Below are 20798 nucleotides of genomic sequence, written 5' to 3' on the forward strand. Positions count from 1 at the left end.
CTCAGGGCAAGCCCGAGAGCGCAGGCCAGGGCCGAAGCCCGAGCGGGTGAGCGGACGGATCGAAAAGAAAGGCGTGCGAAAGAACGGGGAAAAAAACGAACGAGGGACGTCGGGCGTATCGGCATGGGCGACGAGGGATTGGGTTGAGGGTTGGCTAGTTGCAATTTAATGCACCAAATCTACCGACGCGCAGAATGACTGCTACCATCTTTATGGGATCTGCCTTCAAAGGAGGTCAATATGTACGTCGGTATTCATTACTTCATGGAACTTTACGGCGTATCGGCGAGCACGATCCGTCGATGGTGTGACAGCGGAAAGCTTGTCGTGCATCATCGAACCTTCGGCGGTCACCGGCGCTTTGCCGTCGACGCTCCCGCCTCCGAGACCGATGAAAGAGGTATCGTCGGCTATGCTCGGGTCTCCTCGTACGATCAAAAGTCCGACCTTGAGCGGCAGGTCGAGCGCCTCAAGCGTTCCGGCTGCGACGAGGTCCTGACCGACATCGGCTCCGGTCTAATACATGGTCAGCCCCCTGATTGCAACGAGGGCAGCAATTCACATTGGCCTCCGAAGGCGGGCGCAGCCCGCCATCGGGGACCAATATGTCGTGCTCGGGTACGATGCTTGCCGAGGTCAAGCGCTCGTGGAATAAAAAGCTCGTCGCGCAGCGACGAGCGGCTTTATGCCGCGAAAGGCGCTTGACGGAGTTCCTGCCGATAAGCTGCTCGCGAGACGAATGCGACGCGCGAAGCGCCGGCCGCATTCGCCTTAGCGACTAGCCATCGGCTCGTTTGACCTCAGAGCTTGTTTATCGTTTTATCGTTTTATCGTTCCTTTCTCCGTTTTGAGTCTGTGGCCCCGAAGGCGGGCAACGCCCGCCTTCGGGGCCCATAGGCCGTGTTCGGGTATGGTGCTTGCCGAGGTCAAGCGCTCGTGGAATAAAAAGCTCGTCGCGTAGCGGCGAGCGGCTTTATGCCGCGAAAGGCGCTTGACGGAGTTCCTGCCGATAAGCTGGTCGCGAGGCGGATGCGACGCGCGAAGCGCCGGCCGCATTCGCCTTAGCGACCCGCCATCGGCTTGTTTGACTTCGGAGAGGATTCATCGTTCCTTTCCCTGTCCGGGGAACACCAGTGAGGTGTCCGGCTCACGGCCGGGCGGGGGCTGACCATTTCATTATTGCCGGAAGCCCGGCCTCAACACGTTGCTCGGGCGCTTGCTCTCCGGGCGGGTTGGCGTTCTCCGCGTCGTCCATGAGGACCGCCTGTTGCGATTCGGCACGGAGCTGATACGTCGCATCTGTCGCCACGAGCGCACGAGCTTCGAGGTGATGGAAGAGCGACCCGCGATGTCGTTCGAAGCGGAGCTCGCCAAGGACGTCATCACGTTGATGACGGTGTTCTGCGCTCGGCTCTACGGTCGCCGAAGTCATCACAACAAGGAGGTTGCAGGCGACGCTGCGGGACCTCCTACCGGACCCCCACACCCCCCGCACAAAAGTGCTATCGTGGGTGCTCCATGATTGTGTGGACACCTCATAATGAAACCCGATTTCCCAAACTACGTCTACCTGAAAGAATCTCGCGTCAAGGAGCTCTGCGTCAACGAGGCGCCCGCCTACCACGTCGGTACCCGAGCGGTGGATATGGAGCACCTCGACCCGGAAGACGAGGCTGTGTTGATCGAGCTGCTTCTTCGATGGAACAAGCAGGTGAACGTCTTCGTTCAAAAGTTTGAGTCCTCGGAGTGGCGACTGTTCGTAATCGGGAACGGTTATCGGAAGCTTCGCGACGCTTTGGTGGCCGGGAAAAATCCGACCTCGTATTTCGGACTTCAGGGGCGGCAGTGGAAGGTGGCCCTGCAATTTGCAAGCTCCGTGCAAAGCAACCGCTGGCGGCTGGCGCAAACCAACGCTCTGAAGTCGATCAAGAAAGGATCGAGATGGGTTGCGTTGAGCAAGGACGCTCAGAAATTTGTTCGTCGCATGCTCAACAGTCTGAGCATCGACTTCTTTGACCTGATGGACGGGAAAACTCCCAATCTTTCGGATCGTGAAAAAGGTATCCCGGACATTGAAAAACTGTGCGCATGGGGGCGACATAAAGTCCAAGACTGTCTGGGGAAAATCCCGGAGGTGTCTCCGACTTTGATTCGTTTTGATTCCGACTCGTTCAAACTTGAAGAAGAGGACGGACGTCAGTATCTGTCGTTGATGAGCCTTACGCCGGGAAAGCGCATCAAGCTTCCCATTTTGGGATATGTTCCCGCTCGAAAAATCGACGGCAAAAACAAGCTCTCCACAATTTCCGTCATTAAGACTCATGGCACTTGGAAAGTAGAATTCCAGTATTCGCTTAAAAAACCGGACGGAAGCCTTCGAATCAAGCCGTTGCTCCTGCCCGATGCTTATCGTTTGAAGGACGGTTTCGCCGTCACTCGCGCATTGGATTTTGGATTGACAGAGCCCCTCACGACCCATGACGGGATTCGCTTCGGCGCTCATGAAAGCCGGCCCGACCTCGGGAAGCGCTCGAACGGCCGCACCTTGGAGATTCCGGGGCTCGGCGAACTGATCGAGCGGTATGCGCAATATCTCGACCGGAAACAGGCCGAGCGCAACCGATTCGAAGCGATGGTCCGCGATCCCGATACGGACAAGAAGAAAAAGAAGCACATCAAGAAGAACAACCTGGGATCGAAGCGGTACGAAGCGGAAATCTGTCGACTCAAGGCGGCTATCGTATGTTGCATCAACAGGGCTATAAACAATTTGTTCGCCCGGTGTCCCGCCAATGTTTACGTCATCGAGTGCCTCTCCGAAGTGTTTGATTTGAAAGGAATCTCAAAAAAGGTGCGCAGCAAACTTTCGAAGTGGTGTCGCGGAATAATTCGTGCACGACTGTACTATAAGGCTGCGAAGCGAGGCATAAGAATTGTCGAGGTTGCCGCAGCTTACTCGTCGCAACAATGTCCGATTTGCGGACACGTGGACCGAAACAATCGACACGGGGACAAGTTCCACTGTAAGGCGTGCGGCTACATCGGGGATTCCGATCAGGTTGGGGCGCTGAATTGCCTGAAAAGGGCGGAATCGCCAAAGTACGAACGATTCATGTCGACAGAGGAGGTTCGCAAGCTTTGTCGGGAGGAGTATCTCTCATACTGTAAGGCTCATAACATTGCCCCCTTGCCCGAAGCCAGACCCAAACCTAAAACCAAACCACGAAGTCGGCCAAGGTGCTAAAATAATGTGTAATTTTCAGAATCAGACGAAGGCTTACAGGAAATAAAGAATCAAATGATTTCCGAGATGTAGTAATGTCATGCCTCCCATGTCGCCGGGGGCGGTCCATCTCCCTCCTTGGCTTCGCGAACGGGAAACCGGGAGTGTGCCATCAAGGACGAGGCCATAAAAGCCGCCGTGAAAACGGCCGGCATGTGAGGGGGATTCCGCAGGCATCGGGAGAGAAAACGGCGCGCTTTGAGATAATTACCGTTCGCGTGCCGGGCTTCGCAAGGAGTACGAATTAGGCCCAAAACCGGATGATTTGATGGGTTTATACGAACGGCGAAAAACCGTGATTCGAGGAACGTTTCGAAAACGTATGCCGTCGATTCTATCCCGCGCGCCGCGGCGCGGCCTGACCAATTCTTCTTACGATCCGCCCGTAAAGCGAAAGCCGCCCTCTTTCACGACCGGCCGGGGCTCCGAAGTGCGCGGGACCCGGGCGCGGGCGACGACGAAGCCGACGCGCTTTGAGGCGTGCTCTCTATACTTGACGGATCGATGTTGCCCGCGCCATCCCCTACCCACGCCCCATGTTTCTTTCTTCCACGCCTTACGGTCAGCCGCTTCGGCCCGACGATCGCCTCGCCGACCGCCTCAGTCCGGAAATCGCCCTGACGCTTGCCGCTCACGAGGTTGAGACGGCCGAGGACCTCTATGAATGTATGGCGACGGGCGCCACGTGGTTTCGGGCGTTCACGGGGATCGACGCCAAGCGTGCGACGGAGCTCGTTCGGTGGATGCGCGACGCGGGGCAAGCCGTGGGCGAAGTGACGGAGCGCTTCTTCCTGCCGGGGAAGGCTTCCGAAGCAAATGACACGAACGGCACGAACGATTCGGCCGACACGCGTGAGGCCGGAGGAGCCGCGCGGGAAGGTGCGGCTGCCGCTCTCCGCGACGGGAAAGTTGCGGCGGGCTTCTTGAATCGCCCCCGCGGCGACGCGAAGTCCGGAACCGGAGTGAGACGGAACGCGGGTACGGGATCGGGAGCTTTTCTTCCCGCCCACCCCGGCATCGTACCTCTGGAGCGCATCGTGCTCCCCGCGGAGCTTGACGGCTCCGAGGGGCTCAACCGCGCGCCCGCCTTCGGCTGCTCGCTTGAGGCCCGAAACGACCTCGAAGCCATTCGCACCTGGTTGGACGCCCGGGCGGGAAACCCGAACACCTACGCCAACTACCGCAAGGAAGCGGAACGCTTTTTGCTCTGGTGCCTCTACGAACGGGAAACGCCCCTCTCCGGCATCAAGGCGGGCGATGCGTCGAAGTACCTGCGGTGGCTCGAAGAGCTCGGGCGACGCGACGAGCGCGACTTCGGGGAGCGCTGGAAACTCCCCGCCGCGGTTTGGATCGGCCCCAAAAACGCGACGCGCGATTCGTCCGCCTGGCGGCCCTTCAACGGTCCGCTCGGGGCGGCGAGCCGCCGAAACGCTCTTGTCGTCGTGCGGCAGCTCTGCAACTTTCTGAAGAAGACGGGCTACCTCATTTTCAACCCCTTCGACCAGGTGAGCCCCAAGGTGCCTCTGTTGAAGGGCGAAGGCGCTCCTCAGGCCTTTGCGGACAGGTCTCTCACCGACATGCAGTGGCGCGAGATCGCCGACCGTCTCGAACTCCTTCCCGAGGGGCTTCCGCGGGAGCGCATGCGTTTGATCCTCATGCTCGGGAAGAGCCTGGGGCTTCGCGCCTCGGAAATGCTCGAAGCGCGCGCTTCGTGGATCGTCGAGCGGCGCGTGGGCTTTTCCGTTCGGTTGGCGATCGAAGTGCTCGGTAAAGGGAGCAAGGTGCGCAGACTCCCGCTCAATGCGGAACAACGCGACATCATCGAGAGCGCTTTCCGCGCTCGGGGCCTTCCGGGCTACGCCGGGTGCAATCCCGAGACGCCGCTTCTCGTCAACCTCGGGCGAGGCCGCAATCCTCACGGGCCCATGTCCCGAAGCGGCCTCTACCGCGTGCTCGAGGCGTTTTTCGATCGGGTGGCGGACGAGATCGCCCTTGAGCGCCCCGGGGACGCCGCGAAACTTCGTGCCGCTTCGACCCACTGGTTGCGGCACACCTTTGCGGTGACGGCACTTACGAAAACGAGCGTCAACGTCGTGCAGGCGGCGATGGGCCACGCCTCGGTCGCGACGACCGGGCGCTACCTCGCGCCGGAAGAAGAAGAGATGAGCAAGGCGCTCGAGTCGATCCGAACGTTCTGAGAGTTGAAAGCCGACTCTCCCGGCGGCAGACTTACGCCTGCCGTACCGCCGTAAATCCATAGGAATTCTCCGTTATGCCGGCGGAATTCCTTCGTCGGGTCGTGCTTTCAACGGGCTCACCGCGCCCAGATCTGTCGATAGCGGATGAAAACCGCCTCCCACACCTGGCGGGCGTTCAAGGGATGTTCGGCCGCACGGCGCACTCCGGCGCAGACGGCGAGAAAGTCCCAGAGCTTGGCGGCTTCCGCTTTTTGGGCAAGTCGCTCGATCGCGTCCGCCTCGCCCACGAAGTAGCGCGGACCCACGCCCGACTTCGTACGCACGAGATCGTGGCTCCAACGAGAAAGAAGCATCGCGAGGGCGGGCACCGAGAGGTCCGTCGGATGCGCGCGCAGAATCGCGTCGAGCCCGATTTCGTCCCCGCGGCGCAGCAAATCCATGACGGCCGACTCGGCTTTCGTCGCAAGGCGCGGCACCGTGTCGTCCTTGAGGGCGGCGAGCGGCGCCCCGCCCGCCATGGCGAGCGCCGCTTCGGCGTTCTTCACCTTTTTCGTGCGCAGGAACTGAAGGGCTTCGTCCTTCGTGGGCAACGGGACGCGCACGAGGCGCGAGCGCGAACGAATGGTGGGGAGAACCGCATCGATGTCTTCGGCGCAAAGGATGAAGACGAGCCCTTCGGGGGGCTCCTCCATCGACTTCAGAAGGGCCGACGCCGCCTCTTCGCGCACCATGTCGGCGGGGTAGACCAAGACGACGCGACGGCCGCCGCGGTTCGCAGCGAGACCGATGAAGTCCGTCAGGGCGCGCACCTGATGGATGCGCACTTCGCGGCTCAGCTTCTTTTTGTCGCCGCTTCGTTCGTTGTCGGCAGGCACGTACGGAAGTTCGAAGACGTTCGCCATGAATTCCGAGACGACGGGTTTGAAGTCGGGGTGGCTCCCTGCATGAACGAGTTCGCACCCGCGGCAGCGCCCGCAGGGCGTTCCGTCGGCGGCGGGCGATTCGCAGAGAAGACTCGTCGCGAACGCACGCCCCAATTCGAAGACGCCCGTCCCAGGCGCTCCGTAAAGAAGCACCGCATTCGGAAGACGCTCGCGCAGGAACGCGAGCTGCGCGGCGGGTTCCGCGTGCCAGGCATAAGGAGTCAGAGCCACGGGCGCACCTCCTTCAAAAGGGTTTCGGCAATCGTGTCGGGGTCGGCCGAAGCGTCGACGACCACAAAGCGCTTCGGGTCGTTTTTCGCGCGCTCAAGGTACGCATCGCGCACGCGGTCGAAAAAGTCGCGGTTTTCGCGTTCGAACCGGTCCGAGGCTTCGCGCCCCGCTCGGCGGCTTTCGGCCACCGCAGGCGGAAGGTCAAAAAGAATCGTGCGGTCGGGGGCAAAGCCTTCGAGGGTCCAGGCTTCGAGCGCTTCGACGCGCTCGCCCGGGACGCCTTTGCCGCCCGCCTGATAGGCGTAGGTCGCGTCCGCAAAGCGGTCGGAAAGCACCCAGGCACCGCGCTCGAGAGCCGGCCGAATCACACGCTCGACGTGTTCGGCACGCGCCGCAAAGAAGAGGAGCGTTTCGGCCGTCACGCCCATCTCGTCACCGAGAAGGAGACCGCGGATTTTTTCGCCCAAGGGCGTTCCGCCCGGTTCGCGCGTCCTCACGACCTCGATCGCTCTCGAGCGAAGAAAGTTTTCCAGTCTGTCGATTTGGGTGGTTTTACCCGCTCCGTCGATGCCTTCGAACGTGATGAAACGACCGCGCATGCCTTGTGCCTTGTATTCGTCGTGTGGGGGTGGGAGGAAAGAAAAGCGGCGTCGGCCGGAAGGAGTCCCGACCGAGGCCGCACGCCCTCATTGTAGCGAATGCCTCGGACGGGACCGAATGCCGTTACTGCGCCCGCAGCGGGCCCTTCTCTTCGGCCGCTTTCGGAAGCTTCAGAGGGGTTGTTTGTTTGCGCAGAATGAAGTGGCGCACGGCGGCGTTGTGGTCTTTCAGGTTCGTCGTGAATTCGCTCGTACCGTCGCCGCGCGAGACGAAGTAAAGGTAGCGGCTCGCCGCGGGATGCACCGCCGCTTCGATCGAAGCCGGAGTGGGCATCGAAATGGGCGTGGGCGGAAGCCCCGAGATGCGGTACGTGTTGTAGGGCGTGTCGCTTCGGAGGTCCTGCTTTGTGAGGCGTCCCTTCCACGCGGGCCCGAGCCCGTAGATCACGGTAGGGTCGGTTTGCAGGGGCATGCCGACCTTCATGCGGTTGTGAAAGACGGAACTCACGAGATGGCGGTCGCTTCGCTCGCCCGTTTCCTTTTCGACGATCGAAGCGAGGATCAGCGCTTCGTAGGGCGTGCGAACGGCCACTTCCTCGGAGCGGCTCGCCCAGGCTTCGTCCAAAAGGCGCTTCTGGCGCGCAACGGCCTGCTTCATCACCGCAAGGTCCGTCGTGCCCGAACCGTAGCGGTACGTGTCGGGCGCGAAAAAGCCTTCCAAGGACGGGTAGTCGGAGAGCCCCAGGGCGCGCTTCAATTCCTCTTCGCTCATGCCGCGCGTGACGGGCTTCAAGTTCACGCCCTCGGCGAAGATCGCACGCACTTCCCAGATCGTGGCACCGTCGGGGATGCGCAGCTGCTGATCGATCACGGGACCTTCGGCGAGCAGATCGAGAATCCCCGTGCGGGTGACGCCCGCGGGGAAGCGGTAGAGCCCCGCATGGATGCGCCCCATGCCCGAAGGATGGAGGCGCGAGGCCGCACGCATGCTCCAATCTTCGACCTCCAGGCCCGCTTCGCGCATCTTCGCGATAATGCGGCGCGCACCGTCTCCTTCTTCGACCATGACGTCGACCGTGGCGGTCTTCACCGTCACGGGAACGGGCACTTCGTTCACATAGTGGCGCAGCCCGAAAAAGCCCCCGACCGCGAGGATCGCAAGGAGCACCGCCAGGAAAAAGCACCCTTTCAGAAGGCGTCGGGCGAAGCTCGGACGGCCGTCATCGGTCGCAGCAGCCTTCGCTGCGGCCTTTTCGAGAGGCGCGTCGACCGGCTTTTCTTCCGACGTTTCTTCCGGGCTTTCTTCCGTCTTTTCAGGAGACTTCTCAGCGTCCTCGGTCTTTTCCCCGTCCGTCTTATTGTCCGTCTTGTCTTCGGACTTGACGTCCGCGTCGACTTCCGTTCGGACGTCCTCCGAGGGCGTAACGGCCGGCGTTTCAGCAGCCTTCGTCTTCTCGGCGTCGGTCTCGGCGTCCGTCCGGGCGTCGTTGTCGGCAGTCGGGCCGGTCGGGGCCTGTATTCGGTTCTTCGTCACGGCGAGTGGTTTCCTTCGTCTCGGATTGTTTCGGGCATTGGTAGGATAGTGCGCGCAGTTTAGCGGATGGAAGATCCGCGGCGCACGCTTCATGCGGGTTCGTAGAACCTCCCCGACGCGTCGGCGTGAAAGGCCGCCCCCTCGGCGCGGTCCGATCCGCTATCCTTGTCGGACCGAAAACTTTTCCTTTTTGAAGGAGACCAGCCATGCTTACCGCCATCCCCGGCGAGGCGAGCCGTCCTGAGAGCTTTGCGCTCGCTTCGGCTCCCTGCGGCGCCTTCCGTCCGCTTGACCTGATGCTCGTGCGCGTCACGGGCGCGGACGCCGTTTCGTTCCTGCACGGTCAGTTCACGCAGCGCGTCGACAACCTCGGAGCTTCGATCCGCACGGCGGGCTACTGCTCGCCCAAGGGCCGACTCCTTGCGGTCGTTCGCCTCTGGCGCGAAGCGGACGCCGTGATGATGCTTTTCCCCGCGTCGATTGCCGCGGGCCTTCTGAAGCGCCTGCGCATGTACGTGCTCCGGAGCGACGTCGCCTTCGAAGCCGTCGACGTGCCCTGTCTCGCGCACCTTTCGGGGACCGACGGGCTCGAAGCCGCCCGTGCGCTCGGGTTCGAGGGGCTTGAAGCCCTTCCCGCCGCGGGCGAAATCGTCGAAGTCGCCGGCATGAAGTTGATGGGGCTCTCCGCCGCGACGGACCTTCCCGGCTTTGCCGCGGGCGGCCCCCGTGCGCTTTTGCGCGTGACGGACGCCTCCCGCATCGCGCACCTTCCCGAATCCTCCGCCCTCTGGTGGGCGGCCGAAATCGCCTCGGGCGTTGCGACCGTGCACCCCGAGACGCGCGAACTCTTCGTGCCGCAGGCCGTGAACCTCGAACTCGTCGACGGGGTCGTCTTCACGAAGGGATGCTACCCCGGTCAGGAGGTCGTCTCGCGCGTGCAGCATATCGGCGAGACGAACCGCCGTGCGGCGATCGGTCGTGCGACGCTCGGGACGGCGCCTCTCCCCGGTGCCCCCGTCTTCACCCCCGAAGGCGCCGCGGGCTACGTCGTCGTTGCCGTCTCGAACGGGACCGACACGGTGTTCCTTTACAGCGCGACGAAGGCCGCGCTCGAATCGGGCGTTTCTCTTTCGCCCGAAGGCGAAACCGTTCAATCGATTGAGCTTCCCTACCGCTACCGCAATGTATTGGCGGGTTGAGAACGCTCTTCGTTCGGCGTAAAATCGCTCCGTGGGAGGCCCTCCGTTTGAGGCGCCTCCCATTTTTTGAGCCCGTTCCCCGCGTTCGGGACCGTTTTTCCCAACCCCGACTGCAAATAAAAATCGAATGAAACAGTCTCTCTGGGCCCTGGCGGCCGCCCTCCTCTTTTCCTTCATGGCCGCGTTCGTGAAGCTCACGAGCGATCAGCTCGGCACGCTCGAACTCGTTTTCTACCGTTCGATTTTCGGCGTGCTCTCGATCGGATTCTTCGTTTGGAAAAGCGGCCTCTCGGTGAAGACCCCGTACCTGGGCGGGCACATCAAACGTTCCGTCCTCGGGACCCTTTCCGTCGCGCTCTGGTTCTATACGCTCGGGAAGCTCCCCTTCGGGACGAATATGACGCTCATCTACACGACGCCCCTCTTCATGGCGGCGAACTTCATCATCCTCGCTTTGGTGAAGCACCAGCGCGCCCCCTGGGCGCTTGTGGGCGCCATCGTTGCGGGCTTTGCGGGGATCGTGATCGTGCTGCAGCCGAGCTTCAGCAACGACGACCTGATTCCGGCCCTCATCTGTCTTTCGGTGTCGCTTGTGGACCTTGCGGTCTACTGGCAGATGAAGGAGCTCGGAAACCTCAAGGAGCCCTCCTGGCGCATCGTCTTTTACTTCACGATCTTCGGGAGCCTCTTCGGCTTTGCGGGCTCGTGGATTCTTGAGGACGGGATGCACGTGCCGGACGCCATGGCGACCCTTGGCATTCTCGGTATGGGGCTCTGTGCGACCCTCGGGCAGATCTGCACGACGCGCTCCTACGCCTACGGGAACATGCTCCTTTCCTCCTGCCTCGGATTCTCCGCCATTCCCTTTTCGGCCGTGATCAGCTATTTTCTCTTCGACGAGACGGTGACGGCGACGGCCTTGGCGGGGATGTCTCTCATCATCGCGGCGGGCATGACGGCCTCCGTCACGACGAAGCGCGCCGAGAAGGCGGAAGAAGAAAAACGCGCGAAGGAAGCAGCCGAGAAAGCTGCCGCCGAGCAGACGGCGTAAGAAACGCACTTCGACTGACACCGACACGACGCCCCGACCCGCATGCAAACGGTCGGGGCTTCGTTTTTCCCGGGACGCTGATTTGCGAGAATCGCTCCCCCAAGCCGCCGTCAACGCAATCCTCCGCGCTCGTCCCGATTTACAATGCACTACGGAGCCGCCCCGAGGAGGCTTCCCGGTTGTCCAAGGTTCTCAAAGGTTTTCAGCGTGCACCTCAACGTTCGGCTTCTCAGGCTTTTCTTCATCCTCTTGCTCATGCACGGGTGTACGACGGGCATGCGCTTTACGGCAACGCTCGACGCGATCGATCACGGGGCGACGCCCTTTGCCGTGGGGGCGATGCTCTCCTGCGTCGCGCTTTTCCCCGCCTTTTTCGCCGTAGGCGCGGGCCGGTGGCTCGACCGCACGGGCGCGCGAAAGCCCATGCGTTTGGCTTTCATTTGCGTCTCGGCGGCGGGAGGCGCCGCGCTTCTCTTTCCGACGGACGCGGCGGGCGTCGCACCCCTCTTTCTTTCGTGTTTCCTCGTGGGGGTCGCCTTTTTGCTTACGAACACGGTCGTGCAGCGTCTGACGGGGGACTTCTCGTCGCCCGAAGGGCGCACGAATGCGTTTGTCGTTCTCTCGATGGTGACCGCAGGCTCGGGTCTCGTGACCCCGGTCGTGACGGGTTACATGATCGAGCACTTCGGCTTTCAGGTTTTCTACGCCTGGTGCGTGGCGGCGGCCGTACTTCTTTTCGTCCTTGCCTTGACGCCGGTTCTGGGGTCCATTCTCTCGGGAGCACCCCGCAACCGCTCGAAAGGGGCCGAGCGCGGCCGCGCCGTCGACCTCCTGAAGGATCCCGCCATGCGGGCGATTCTCGCGGCGTCCGTTTTCATTTCGGTCGGGTGGGAGGTCGGGAACCTTCTCATTCCGGTCTACTGCCGCTCGGTCGAGCTTTCGCCCTCTCACATCGGCTGGATTCTCGGGAGCTTTTCGCTCGCGTCCTTTTTCGTGCGGTTGCTGATGCCGATGTTGACGAGACGGCTCGGCGAATGGCGGCTTATTTCCTTCACGATGCTCGTTGCGGGTGCGGCCTTTTCGCTCTTTCCCCTGTTCACCGATCTTTTTGCCCTCATGGCGTGCGCGTTCCTTCTCGGGATGGGGTTGGGAGCTTCGATGCCGAACCTCATGAGCCTCATCTATCGGCTCTCGCCCGCAGACCGCATCGGAGAGGCGATCGGGTTGAGGCTCATGCTCATGAACCTCAGCAAAGCGAGCTTTCCCGCGCTCATGGGCGTGCTCGGAACCGCCGTCGGTGCGGGGGCGTCGCTCTGGGGGCTCGCGGTCTTTCTCTTCGGCGGCTTCGGGTTCGCCATGCGAATGCGCCCGACCGTGACGCGGGCTTTGGCCGAAAAGTCGACGCGCGCCGCAAAATCGGCAAAAACGGAAAGCACCGAAGGAGCGAACAAAGCCGAAGCCGCGCCGCCGAAAGCCGAACGCTGACAGGAGCCGCCGGCTCGACACGGTACGTCACACGCCTTTCGCCCGTTCGTTGTACGCTTCTCGGAAAGCGACTCCGTCCCGTTCCCATTCGGACCTTCATCGTCAACCACCCCTCCTTAAAAGGAGAGGCTTGAGCGATCAGGCCGGTTGACCAGCCTCAGTGATCCGAAAGGAGAACTACGTTGCAGTTAGGTTACAAGACCCGCCCCGGGGTGCTTCCTCAGCTCCGGGCTCCGGAAACGGCAGAAGCAGACAAGCTTTGGGTAAGCACGAAACGGTCTGCCGTTGCAATGCCGGACTGCACCATTGGCGAGGGGAATTCAACTTCTATGTTGATGTCACGGGGGTAGCCCCCGATTAACCGTAAGGTTAACTAAACATGTCAGTTTCAGTGTTTGTTCAGGACAGGAAGCACCGGCCTCTGATGCCGTGTCGACCCGCTCGGGCGCGAAGGCTCCTGAAATCGGGCCGAGCTCGCGTCGTGAGACTCTTCCCGTTCACGATCCGTTTGACGGATCGGTTGATCGAGGACTCCAAGCTTCAGCCCGTCCTCGTGAAGATCGATCCGGGCTCCCGTCGCTCGGGCTTCGCCGTTGTTCGTGTGGACGAGAGGGGAGATCATCATGCCCTCTTCTTCATCGAACTCGTTCATCGCGGCGCATCCATCCGTGATGCATTGACCGGTCGCAGTGCCTGTCGCCGTCGGCGACGCGGGAATCTCCGCCATCGTGCCCCGAGGTTTCTCAACCGCACGAAGCCGCAGGGATGGTTGCCTCCGTCGCTTCGACACCGCGTGGATACCGCGACCGCATGGGTGGCGAAGCTCGTCAAACTCGCGCCCGTTACGGGGATCGTGGAGGAGCTCGTCAAGTTCGACGCGCAGAAGTTGCAGAACCCGGAAATCTCGGGCACCGAGTATCAGCAGGGGACGCTCTTCGAGTACGAAGTGCGCGAGTATCTTCTTGAGAAGTTCGGCAGGAAGTGCGTTTACTGTGGAGCGGAGAACGTTCCGCTCAACATCGATCACGTGGTCCCGAAGGCGCGTGGCGGTTCGAACCGCGTCTCGAACCTCGTGCTTTCCTGCGTGGACTGCAACCAAAAGAAGGATGCGCAACCTGTTGACGTTTTCCTGAAAAATCGCCCCGAAGTGCTTGATCGCATCAAGCGTCAAATCAAGAAGCCCCTTCGAGATGCGGCGGCGGTCAACGCAACGCGTTGGTCGCTCTTCAACGCGCTGAAGGCCTTCGGCCTTCCCGTCGAAACGGGTTCGGGCGCACTGACGAAGTTCAACCGCCATACGTTCGGCGTTCCGAAGGAACACTGGCTCGACGCGCTCTGCGCGGGTCGGGTGAACGGGGTGCACTACCCCGAGGGGATGGGCATCCTTCAAGTCCGTTGCACGGGACGGGGGAGTTATCAGCGCACGCGGGTCGACAAGTACGGCTCCCCGCGCGGCTACTTGACGCGCCAAAAACGCGTTCACGGCTTCGCCACGGGCGACATGGTGGAGGCCGTCGTCCCTTCGGGGAAGAAGGCCGGAACCCACCGGGGACGCGTGGCCGTCCGTGCGTCGGGCAGCTTCAACATTCAGACGCCCCAGGGCGTCATTCAAGGCATCAGTTGGCGTCGTTGCCGACTGCTTTCTTACAACGACGGATATGGGTATGCGTGGCTTCGCCCCGCACCTCATTCCTCCTCCGTCTGAAGACGGGGGTTTCCTGAGGTATTTCTATGAAACGCATCACCTTTTCGCTTCCCGACGATACCGCCGAACGCTTCGAAGCGTTCCTCGCCGAGCACGGCTACACCAACCGCTCCGAAGCCTTTCGCGACCTCATTCGCAAGGCCGAGGCCGACCGCCTCTCCGCGAGCGACGACCAACCGTGCGCGGCCGTGGTGAGTTACGTCTTCAACCACAACGAGCGACGCCTCGCGGAACGCACGACCGAAACGCAGCACGAACACCTCGACGTGGTGCATTCCGTCATGCACGTCCATGTGGGGCCCGAAGACTGTCTGGAGTCGCTTGTGCTCCTCGGCAAAACCGGAGCGGTGCTTGAAGCCGCGAACCGCATTCTCGCGGAACCCGGCGTCCGTCACGGGCGCATCAACCTGATTCCGAGCGAAGCGAAAGACGGGGACGGGGACGGGCACAGTCACGGACACGTTCACGGGCATTCGCACGGTCACGAGCACAAGCACGACCACAAGCACGACGAATCTTCGGAATGTTGATTCCCGTTGATTCCCGTCGTTTGGCTTTGACCTTCAGTCGAGCGACGCTTCGCGCAGCCGCCGTGCGGCATCGCTTTGCGGTCGGTCGATCACGTCGGCGACCGGCCCCGTTTCGACCGTCCGGCCCGCGTCCATGACAAGCACCCGATCGGCATAAGCGCGCACGAGCGCCAAGTCGTGCGCAATGAGAAGCACGGCCAACGCCCGCTCGCGCGCGATCCCCCGCACGAGATCGAGCACGCGCCGCTGCGTGATGACGTCGAGTGCGCTCGTCATCTCGTCGCAGACCAAAACACAGGGCTCCGGAGCGAGCGCACGCGCCAACGCCGCGCGCTGACACTGCCCGCCGCTCACTTCCGAGGGGTAGCGCCGCATGAGTTCGGGCGACAAGCCGCAGCGCTCGAAAAGCTGCGCAATGCGTCGCTCGCGCTCGGGCGCGGGCACGCCGAGATTCACCAAGGCCTCCGCGGCGCTTTCACCGAGCGTCAACCGGGGATCGAACGACGCAAAGGGCTGCTGAAACACCATCTGCACCGAGCGGCGGTAGGTGCGGAAAGCTTCGCCGCGCAATGCCGTCAAGGGACGGCCCGAAAACCGCACCTCGCCCTCGTCCGGACGATCAAGCCCGCAGAGAAGGCGCGCAAGCGTGCTCTTGCCACACCCCGACTCCCCGACGACCCCGAGAATTTCTCCTCGGAAGAGCTCGACCGAGGCCCCGTCCAAGGCCCGCAACGTGCCGCCTGCGGGCATACGGAAGCGCTTCGTAAGCGCCACCCCTTCGAGGATCGGCGTTTCGCAACTTTCAGACGTTTCGGGCATCGTTCGTTTCCTCATTCAAGCGCGTTCTGAACACATTCCGAGCGTTCCAGCCTGAAAAGCGCCGCATCGAGCTCCCGCGCGTACGCGCTCCCCTCAGGGCCGAAGACCGCCTCGGGCGTTCCTTCTGCGTCGACGCGCCCCGCGTTCAGAATCACCACCCGGTCGGCGGGCCGCACGACGCTCCCGATGTCGTGCGACACGGCAAGGAGCGCTCCGCCCCGCTTTCGGGCATACGCAAAAAGCGCCTCGCGCACGCTCTTTCGCGACGCGGCATCGAGCGCACTCGTCGGCTCGTCGGCGAGAAGCACGGCGGGCTCCGACAAGAGAGCCGCCGCCACCGCCGCGCGCTGATTCATCCCGCCCGAAAGTTCGAAGGGGCGGCTCGCCCAGACGCGTTCGGGGTCTTTGAGATCAAGCTCGGCAAAAAGCGCAAGCGCGCGTTCGCGAAAGTCCTTGGGGTCGATCGGGCCGTTGACGTCTTCGTGCGCGCGGGCGGCTTCGAGGATTTGGTCCCCGTAGCGGCGCACCGGACAGAAGGCGCCTCCGGCGTCCTGCATGATCCAACCGATCCCCGAACCCCGAATCGGTCGCAGTTGCCGCTCCGTGAGACCGAGAAGCTCCCGGCCCTCAAAGCGGACGGAACCCGAAACGCAAACGCGCTTGCGGTCGCCGGCCAGGCCTGCAATGACGCGCAGGAGCGTCGTTTTGCCTCCGCCCGAGGCGCCCGCCAACGCCGTCACCTCACCCGCGCGAAGGGTGAGGTTGACGTTCGCGAGCACCGTGCGACCGTCGATCGCGACGGAAAGGTCCCGAACGACGAGGCGAGGTTCCGGGAGCGACGTGCTCGCAGGTTGAAGAGCGGAACTCGAACTCACGGCTTCGCCTTTTCACGAGGACGCACGACGGGCGTGATTTCGTAGAAGTCGGTCGGATGGGCTTTGAGGCCCTCCACGCCCTCGCGTGCGACCATCGTCATCTTGAGATGCGCCGCAAAGACGAAGGCGTCGTCCGCAAGGATGCGGTTTTGCATGTCGACCGCCAGTGCTTCGCGCCTCGCGGGGTCGAAGGTCTGCGAGAGCGTTTCCGCAAGACCCTCAAGCTCCGGGTTCACGTAGCCGCCGTTGTTTTCCGAGGAGCTCGAAAGAGCGTGCGTCGTGAAGAAGTACGCGGGGTCTCCGGTCGGCGCGGTCACCATGGCGCTCGCATAGACGTCCCAGGTTTCGGAACGACGACGAAGCGCGTTGTGGTCGGCCGTGGAATTCACCTCCACCTTGACGCCGATCGACTTGAGGTCGGCCTGCACCATTTCCGCGAGAAGCGGCAGCTCCTGCCGGCTCGGGTACGTGAGCCACCGCACGACCAGGGGCTTCCCGTCCTTCTCGCGCACGCCGTCCCCGTTCGCGTCGCGCCAGCCCGCGTTTTCAAGCACCTCGGCCGCGGCCTTCAAATCGAACGTGCGGGCGGTCACCGCTTTACCGCCAAACGCGAAGTCGGCCGGGAAGGGACCCGTCGCGGGAACGCCGTTCCCTTGGAGAAGGACGCTTGCGAAGCGCTCTTTGTCGACCGCCATCGCCACGGCCCTCCGCACGGCGGGGTCGCTTGCGATCGGGCTCTTGTAATTCATGTGAAGGAAGAACGTGCGGCTCGTCGCGGTGCTCGTCGAGACAAACCCTCCCTTTTTGAAGAGCACGTGACTCGCATAGGGAAGACCGTACGCGGCGTCGATTTCACCCGACTGAAGGGCCATCGTGAGCGTATCCCCGTCGCTGATCGTCAAGACCCGCACGCGGTCGTACCCCGGGCGCGTGTCGCCCCAGTAGTTTTCATTTCGCACGAGCTCGATCGAATCGTTCGTGACGACCTTCACCGCACGGTAGGGACCCGTGCCGACGACGATCCCGTCTTTGACACCCGCTTCGACGTCCACCACCGCCCCGTAGGGGTCGGAGAGGTAATTGACGAGCGTCGGGCGCGGCACTTCGGTGCGGATCGTGAGCGTCAGGCCGTCAGCCTCAACGGAAGCGATTTGCAGGTCGCCGCGCGCGCGGGCATGCTCCTTCACAAGCGCTTCGAGGGACGCCTTCACGGCTGCGGCATCCACCGCACGGCCGTTCGAAAAGCGAACGTTCTCTTTGAGTTCAATCTTCCACGTAAGGGGGTCGACGTTTTCGAACCGTTCCGCCAACCAGGGCTGCGGGCGCATGTGTTCGTCGTAACGGAAGAGCGTTTCGCCCACCCCGTAGCGCAGCGCCGCCCAACCGGCGTAGCCGTTTCGGGGATTGACGTCGGGCTCTTCGTTTTCCGCGTTGAACGTGGTGTCGCCGAAGACGAAGACGGCGGGCGCTTCGGCCGCGGTCTTCGCGGGCGTTTGGGGAGCGGCGGACGAGACTTCTTTTGCGGCGTTCGTAGCGGCGTTCGATGCGTCCTTACCCGCATCCTCCGAAGGGCCGCAGCCCGTAAGTGCGAGCGAAGTCGCCAAAGCGAGCGACACGGTGAACGACGTAGCGAGCGCACTCGTCGCGCGCAGTCCGCTCTTTCCGGTCGTTTTCGAAAGAATCGTCGGGGGAAGCGTCGGTAGACGGGTCATTTTGAAAACTCCTCGATGCACGCACGGGTGCTCGGATCGAGCGCATCGCGCAACGCGTCGCCAAAGAAATTGAAAATCGCAACGGCAAGCAAAATCGCCGCCCCCGGAGCAAGCACCACCCAGGGGCTGCTCTGAAGCATGCTGCGTCCCGCGCTCATCATGTTGCCGAGCTCCGCCGTCGGAGGCCGAGCGCCGAGCCCGAGAAAGGAAAGACCCGCCAATTCCATCAGCATCGTGCCGATGTCGAGCACCGCCGTGACGAAAACTGGGCCGAGAGCGTTCGGGAGCACATGCCTCACGAGAATCCGCCCGTCGCTCGAGCCCGCCAGTTTCGCGGCGTCGACATAGGCGCTGCCGCGCACCGCGAGCGTGAGGCTCCTCGCAATGCGCGCGTATTTGGGCCAGCCGATGAAGGCAAGAGCAAGTACGGCATTTTGAAGGCCGCCTCCCAATACGGCCGCGACGGCGAGTGCGAAAACGAGCCCCGGAAAGGCGAGGACGACATCCGACACCCGCATGAGAATCGCGTCAAGCACCCCGCCCCGATAGCCGCAAAGCACCCCCGTTGCCGTTCCGATCGACGTCACCGCAACGACGAGAACGAGCGTGGAAAGAACGCTCGTTTGAAGCCCCACGAGAATGCGGGAAAAGAGGTCGCGCCCGAAGCGGTCGGTCCCCGCAATATGCATCCACGACGGGGAATCGAGCGGAACGAATGCCTGAAGGTCGGGGTCGTAGGGCGCAAAGCTCTCGGCACCCGCGGCGACCGTCAAAAGAAGCAGTACGGCAAGGGACGCCCACACGAAGCGTCGGTCGGAGAAAAGCTTCACTCAGGCGCCCTCCGCTCGAATACGGGGGTCAAGCTTGCGGTACGTGAGGTCGGCGAGGAAATTCACCGTCACGTAAATGATGCTCATCCACATCACGTACGCCATGATGATCGGGTAGTCGCGCATGCGGATCGCGTCGACCGCGAGGCGCCCGACGCCGTCCCACATGAAGATCGTTTCGACGATCGCCGCACCTCCGAGAAGGCTTCCGATGGAAAGCGCCAAAAGCGTCACGATCGTGACGCCCGAGGCACGCAGTACGCCGAAGACGATCGTGCGCCATTCGGGGACGCCGCGCGCCCGCGCGCCTTCGACGTAGGGTTTTTGGAGTTCGTCAAGGACCGCCGCGCGCACCTGTCGGACGTACTTCGCGCTCATGGCGGTGGCAAGCGTCAGCGCGGGAAGAATCGCACCGCGCAGGCTCGGCTCGCGCGAAAGTACGGGGAGAAGCTCCAGCCGTATCGCAAAGACGTACATCAGAAGGAGCGCCACGAAAAAGTTCGGGGCGCTGTTTCCGGCAAACGAAAGAAACCGAACCGCCCGGTCGACCGCACCCCCGCGGCGCATCGCAGCCAAGGTGCCCAGCGGAATCGAGATCGCGGCCGTGAGGCCCACGGCCGCGCCCGCAAGCAGGAGCGTCGCTGGAAGTTTCGAGACGAACGTATCGAAGACGTCAAGGCCCGAGACATAGCTCTTTCCCATGTCCCCCTGCAGGATTCCCGCAAGCCATCGCGCGTACTGAACGAGAAAGGGCCTGTCGAGCCCGAGTTCGCGCCGTGCTTCGGCTACGACCTCCGGGGAGAGCACCTGGCCGGTGTTCTCCATCTTCTGCGTGACGACGTCCCCGCCCGCCAGGCGCAGGAGCCCGAAGGTGACGAACGTGATCGCCAAAAGCACGGGAACGAGCGCGAGAAAGCGCCCGAGGATGTTATCGAATCGCATCGGCCGCAGCCGTCTCGGGTTTCACGGGCTTCACGGCACGCACCATGAAGAGGGGGGTCGACGCATTGTTGAGCCGTTCGTCTTCATTCCAGAGGTGACGCCACGCGTCTTCGTCCGTCTCGACGGCAAGGCCCATGGCTTCCAATTCCGTACGGTCCCAGGCGGGACGCATGCGGCCCGAGAGTTCGGCGCGGCGCGCGATCGACTCCATCGCGGGAATGTCGGTTCCCGCCGTATCGTCCGTCACCCCCGCACGGGCCACGTTCGCCTTGTCTTCGCGGTGGGCGCGGGCGGCGTCTTCGCAGTAGAGGTACCGGTACCAGTTGGCGTCGAAGTTGAGGAGCAACCCGTTCGGGCGCAATACGCGCGTCCATTCGCGGTAGGCCTGAAGGGGACGCGGGAGGTTCCACGTGACGTTGCGCGAGACGACGACGTCGAAGGTCGCGTCGTCAAAGCCGAGCGATTCGGCGTCCATCCGATGGAATCGCACGTCAAGGCCCTCGGCGTTCCTGGCGGCCTCTTCGAGCATTCCTTCCGTGTAGTCGACGGCGGTCACTCGGGCGCCGAGCTTCGCAAGGAGCACCGCGAGAAACCCCGGCCCCGTCCCGACGTCAAGCACGTGCAGGTCCGAAATCGCACGGCCGGGAAACGCGGCGGCGAGCTCCTTTTCAAAGAGCGCGAGCCACGCGGCTCCGCCGTCGCGCTCCTCGGCCTCGCGCACGGCAACGGCATAGCTCGGCGCGCGCTTCTGCCAATAGGCTCGGTTGTCGGCGGCATAGGTTCGGATATCGATCACGATCCCTCCTCAAGGCGGTTCGTCCGAATCGACGCGAATTTCAGAGGGCCGCACGCGCGGCCGACACCCCGGTCGATTCGGTGTGT

17 protein-coding genes are annotated in these 20798 nt (G+C 62.7%); 8 read left to right on the plus strand and 9 right to left on the minus strand.

Annotation, left to right across the window (positions count from 1 at the left end):
* Positions 1–264 precede the first annotated feature (264 nt).
* The 3 genes from S6FBBBH3_RS11455 (at position 265) to S6FBBBH3_RS08010 (ending at position 5481) form a co-directional block, all read left to right on the plus strand.
* Positions 265–705, plus strand: coding sequence for a recombinase family protein (locus S6FBBBH3_RS11455; RefSeq protein ID WP_408646503.1), 441 nt, complete (start codon positions 265–267; stop codon positions 703–705).
* A gap of 835 nt (positions 706–1540) precedes the next feature.
* Positions 1541–3244, plus strand: coding sequence for a zinc ribbon domain-containing protein (locus S6FBBBH3_RS08005; protein ID WP_120177249.1), 1704 nt, complete (start codon positions 1541–1543; stop codon positions 3242–3244).
* A gap of 575 nt (positions 3245–3819) precedes the next feature.
* Positions 3820–5481, plus strand: coding sequence for a tyrosine-type recombinase/integrase (locus S6FBBBH3_RS08010; protein WP_120177250.1), 1662 nt, complete (start codon positions 3820–3822; stop codon positions 5479–5481).
* A 116-nt stretch (positions 5482–5597) separates the two neighbouring features.
* Here the strand turns inward: S6FBBBH3_RS08010 and S6FBBBH3_RS08015 are convergent, their stop codons facing one another.
* The 3 genes from S6FBBBH3_RS08015 to mltG form a co-directional block, all read right to left on the minus strand.
* The gene (locus S6FBBBH3_RS08015; RefSeq protein WP_120177251.1) at positions 5598–6635 is read right to left on the minus strand and encodes a DNA polymerase III subunit delta; all 1038 of its coding nucleotides are present in this window, start codon (positions 6633–6635) and stop codon (positions 5598–5600) included.
* The gene (gene tmk, locus S6FBBBH3_RS08020) at positions 6626–7234 is read right to left on the minus strand and encodes a dTMP kinase (protein ID WP_120177252.1); all 609 of its coding nucleotides are present in this window, start codon (positions 7232–7234) and stop codon (positions 6626–6628) included. Before tmk ends, S6FBBBH3_RS08015 begins: the two co-directional genes overlap by 10 nt.
* A gap of 124 nt (positions 7235–7358) precedes the next feature.
* A complete protein-coding gene (gene mltG / locus S6FBBBH3_RS08025) occupies positions 7359–8768 on the minus strand; it encodes an endolytic transglycosylase MltG (RefSeq protein WP_170143894.1) in 1410 nt (469 codons plus the stop codon).
* Positions 8769–8974: 206 nt separating this feature from the next.
* On the opposite strand from mltG, the gene ygfZ reads away from it, so the two are divergent.
* The 5 genes from ygfZ (at position 8975) to nikR (ending at position 14738) form a co-directional block, all read left to right on the plus strand.
* Entirely contained in the window at positions 8975–9967 is a 993-nt protein-coding gene (gene ygfZ / locus S6FBBBH3_RS08030) for a CAF17-like 4Fe-4S cluster assembly/insertion protein YgfZ (RefSeq protein ID WP_120177254.1), read from the plus strand.
* Between the two features lie 127 nt (positions 9968–10094).
* A complete protein-coding gene (locus S6FBBBH3_RS08035; protein WP_120177255.1) occupies positions 10095–11018 on the plus strand; it encodes a DMT family transporter in 924 nt (307 codons plus the stop codon).
* Between the two features lie 207 nt (positions 11019–11225).
* The gene (locus S6FBBBH3_RS08040; RefSeq protein ID WP_232008765.1) at positions 11226–12503 is read left to right on the plus strand and encodes an MFS transporter; all 1278 of its coding nucleotides are present in this window, start codon (positions 11226–11228) and stop codon (positions 12501–12503) included.
* Positions 12504–12882: 379 nt separating this feature from the next.
* On the plus strand, positions 12883–14208 hold the full coding sequence (gene iscB / locus S6FBBBH3_RS08045) for an RNA-guided endonuclease IscB (RefSeq protein WP_120177257.1): 1326 nt from the start codon (positions 12883–12885) through the stop codon (positions 14206–14208).
* Positions 14209–14234: 26 nt separating this feature from the next.
* Positions 14235–14738, plus strand: a complete 504-nt coding sequence (nikR, locus tag S6FBBBH3_RS08050; protein ID WP_120177258.1) for a nickel-responsive transcriptional regulator NikR — start codon at positions 14235–14237, stop codon at positions 14736–14738.
* Between the two features lie 33 nt (positions 14739–14771).
* Here nikR and S6FBBBH3_RS08055 read toward each other — a convergent pair whose 3' ends face one another.
* Genes S6FBBBH3_RS08055 through S6FBBBH3_RS08080 form a run of 6 tightly spaced genes read right to left on the minus strand, consistent with a single transcriptional unit; the run spans position 14772 to position 20712 of the window.
* Positions 14772–15557, minus strand: a complete 786-nt coding sequence (locus S6FBBBH3_RS08055; RefSeq protein WP_170143895.1) for an ABC transporter ATP-binding protein — start codon at positions 15555–15557, stop codon at positions 14772–14774.
* Positions 15558–15568: 11 nt separating this feature from the next.
* On the minus strand, positions 15569–16432 hold the full coding sequence (locus S6FBBBH3_RS08060) for an ATP-binding cassette domain-containing protein (protein WP_120177260.1): 864 nt from the start codon (positions 16430–16432) through the stop codon (positions 15569–15571).
* Positions 16429–18144: an ABC transporter substrate-binding protein gene (locus tag S6FBBBH3_RS08065; RefSeq protein WP_120177261.1), complete on the minus strand. Its 1716-nt coding sequence runs from the start codon at positions 18142–18144 to the stop codon at positions 16429–16431. Before S6FBBBH3_RS08065 ends, S6FBBBH3_RS08060 begins: the two co-directional genes overlap by 4 nt.
* Positions 18141–18974, minus strand: coding sequence for an ABC transporter permease (locus tag S6FBBBH3_RS08070; RefSeq protein ID WP_120177262.1), 834 nt, complete (start codon positions 18972–18974; stop codon positions 18141–18143). Before S6FBBBH3_RS08070 ends, S6FBBBH3_RS08065 begins: the two co-directional genes overlap by 4 nt.
* The gene (locus S6FBBBH3_RS08075) at positions 18975–19916 is read right to left on the minus strand and encodes an ABC transporter permease (protein WP_120177263.1); all 942 of its coding nucleotides are present in this window, start codon (positions 19914–19916) and stop codon (positions 18975–18977) included.
* Positions 19903–20712, minus strand: coding sequence for a class I SAM-dependent methyltransferase (locus S6FBBBH3_RS08080; protein ID WP_120177264.1), 810 nt, complete (start codon positions 20710–20712; stop codon positions 19903–19905). Before S6FBBBH3_RS08080 ends, S6FBBBH3_RS08075 begins: the two co-directional genes overlap by 14 nt.
* Positions 20713–20798: the final 86 nt, after the last annotated feature.

The organism is Sutterella megalosphaeroides (genome assembly GCF_003609995.1).
Taxonomy (GTDB): domain Bacteria; phylum Pseudomonadota; class Gammaproteobacteria; order Burkholderiales; family Burkholderiaceae_F; genus Sutterella; species Sutterella megalosphaeroides.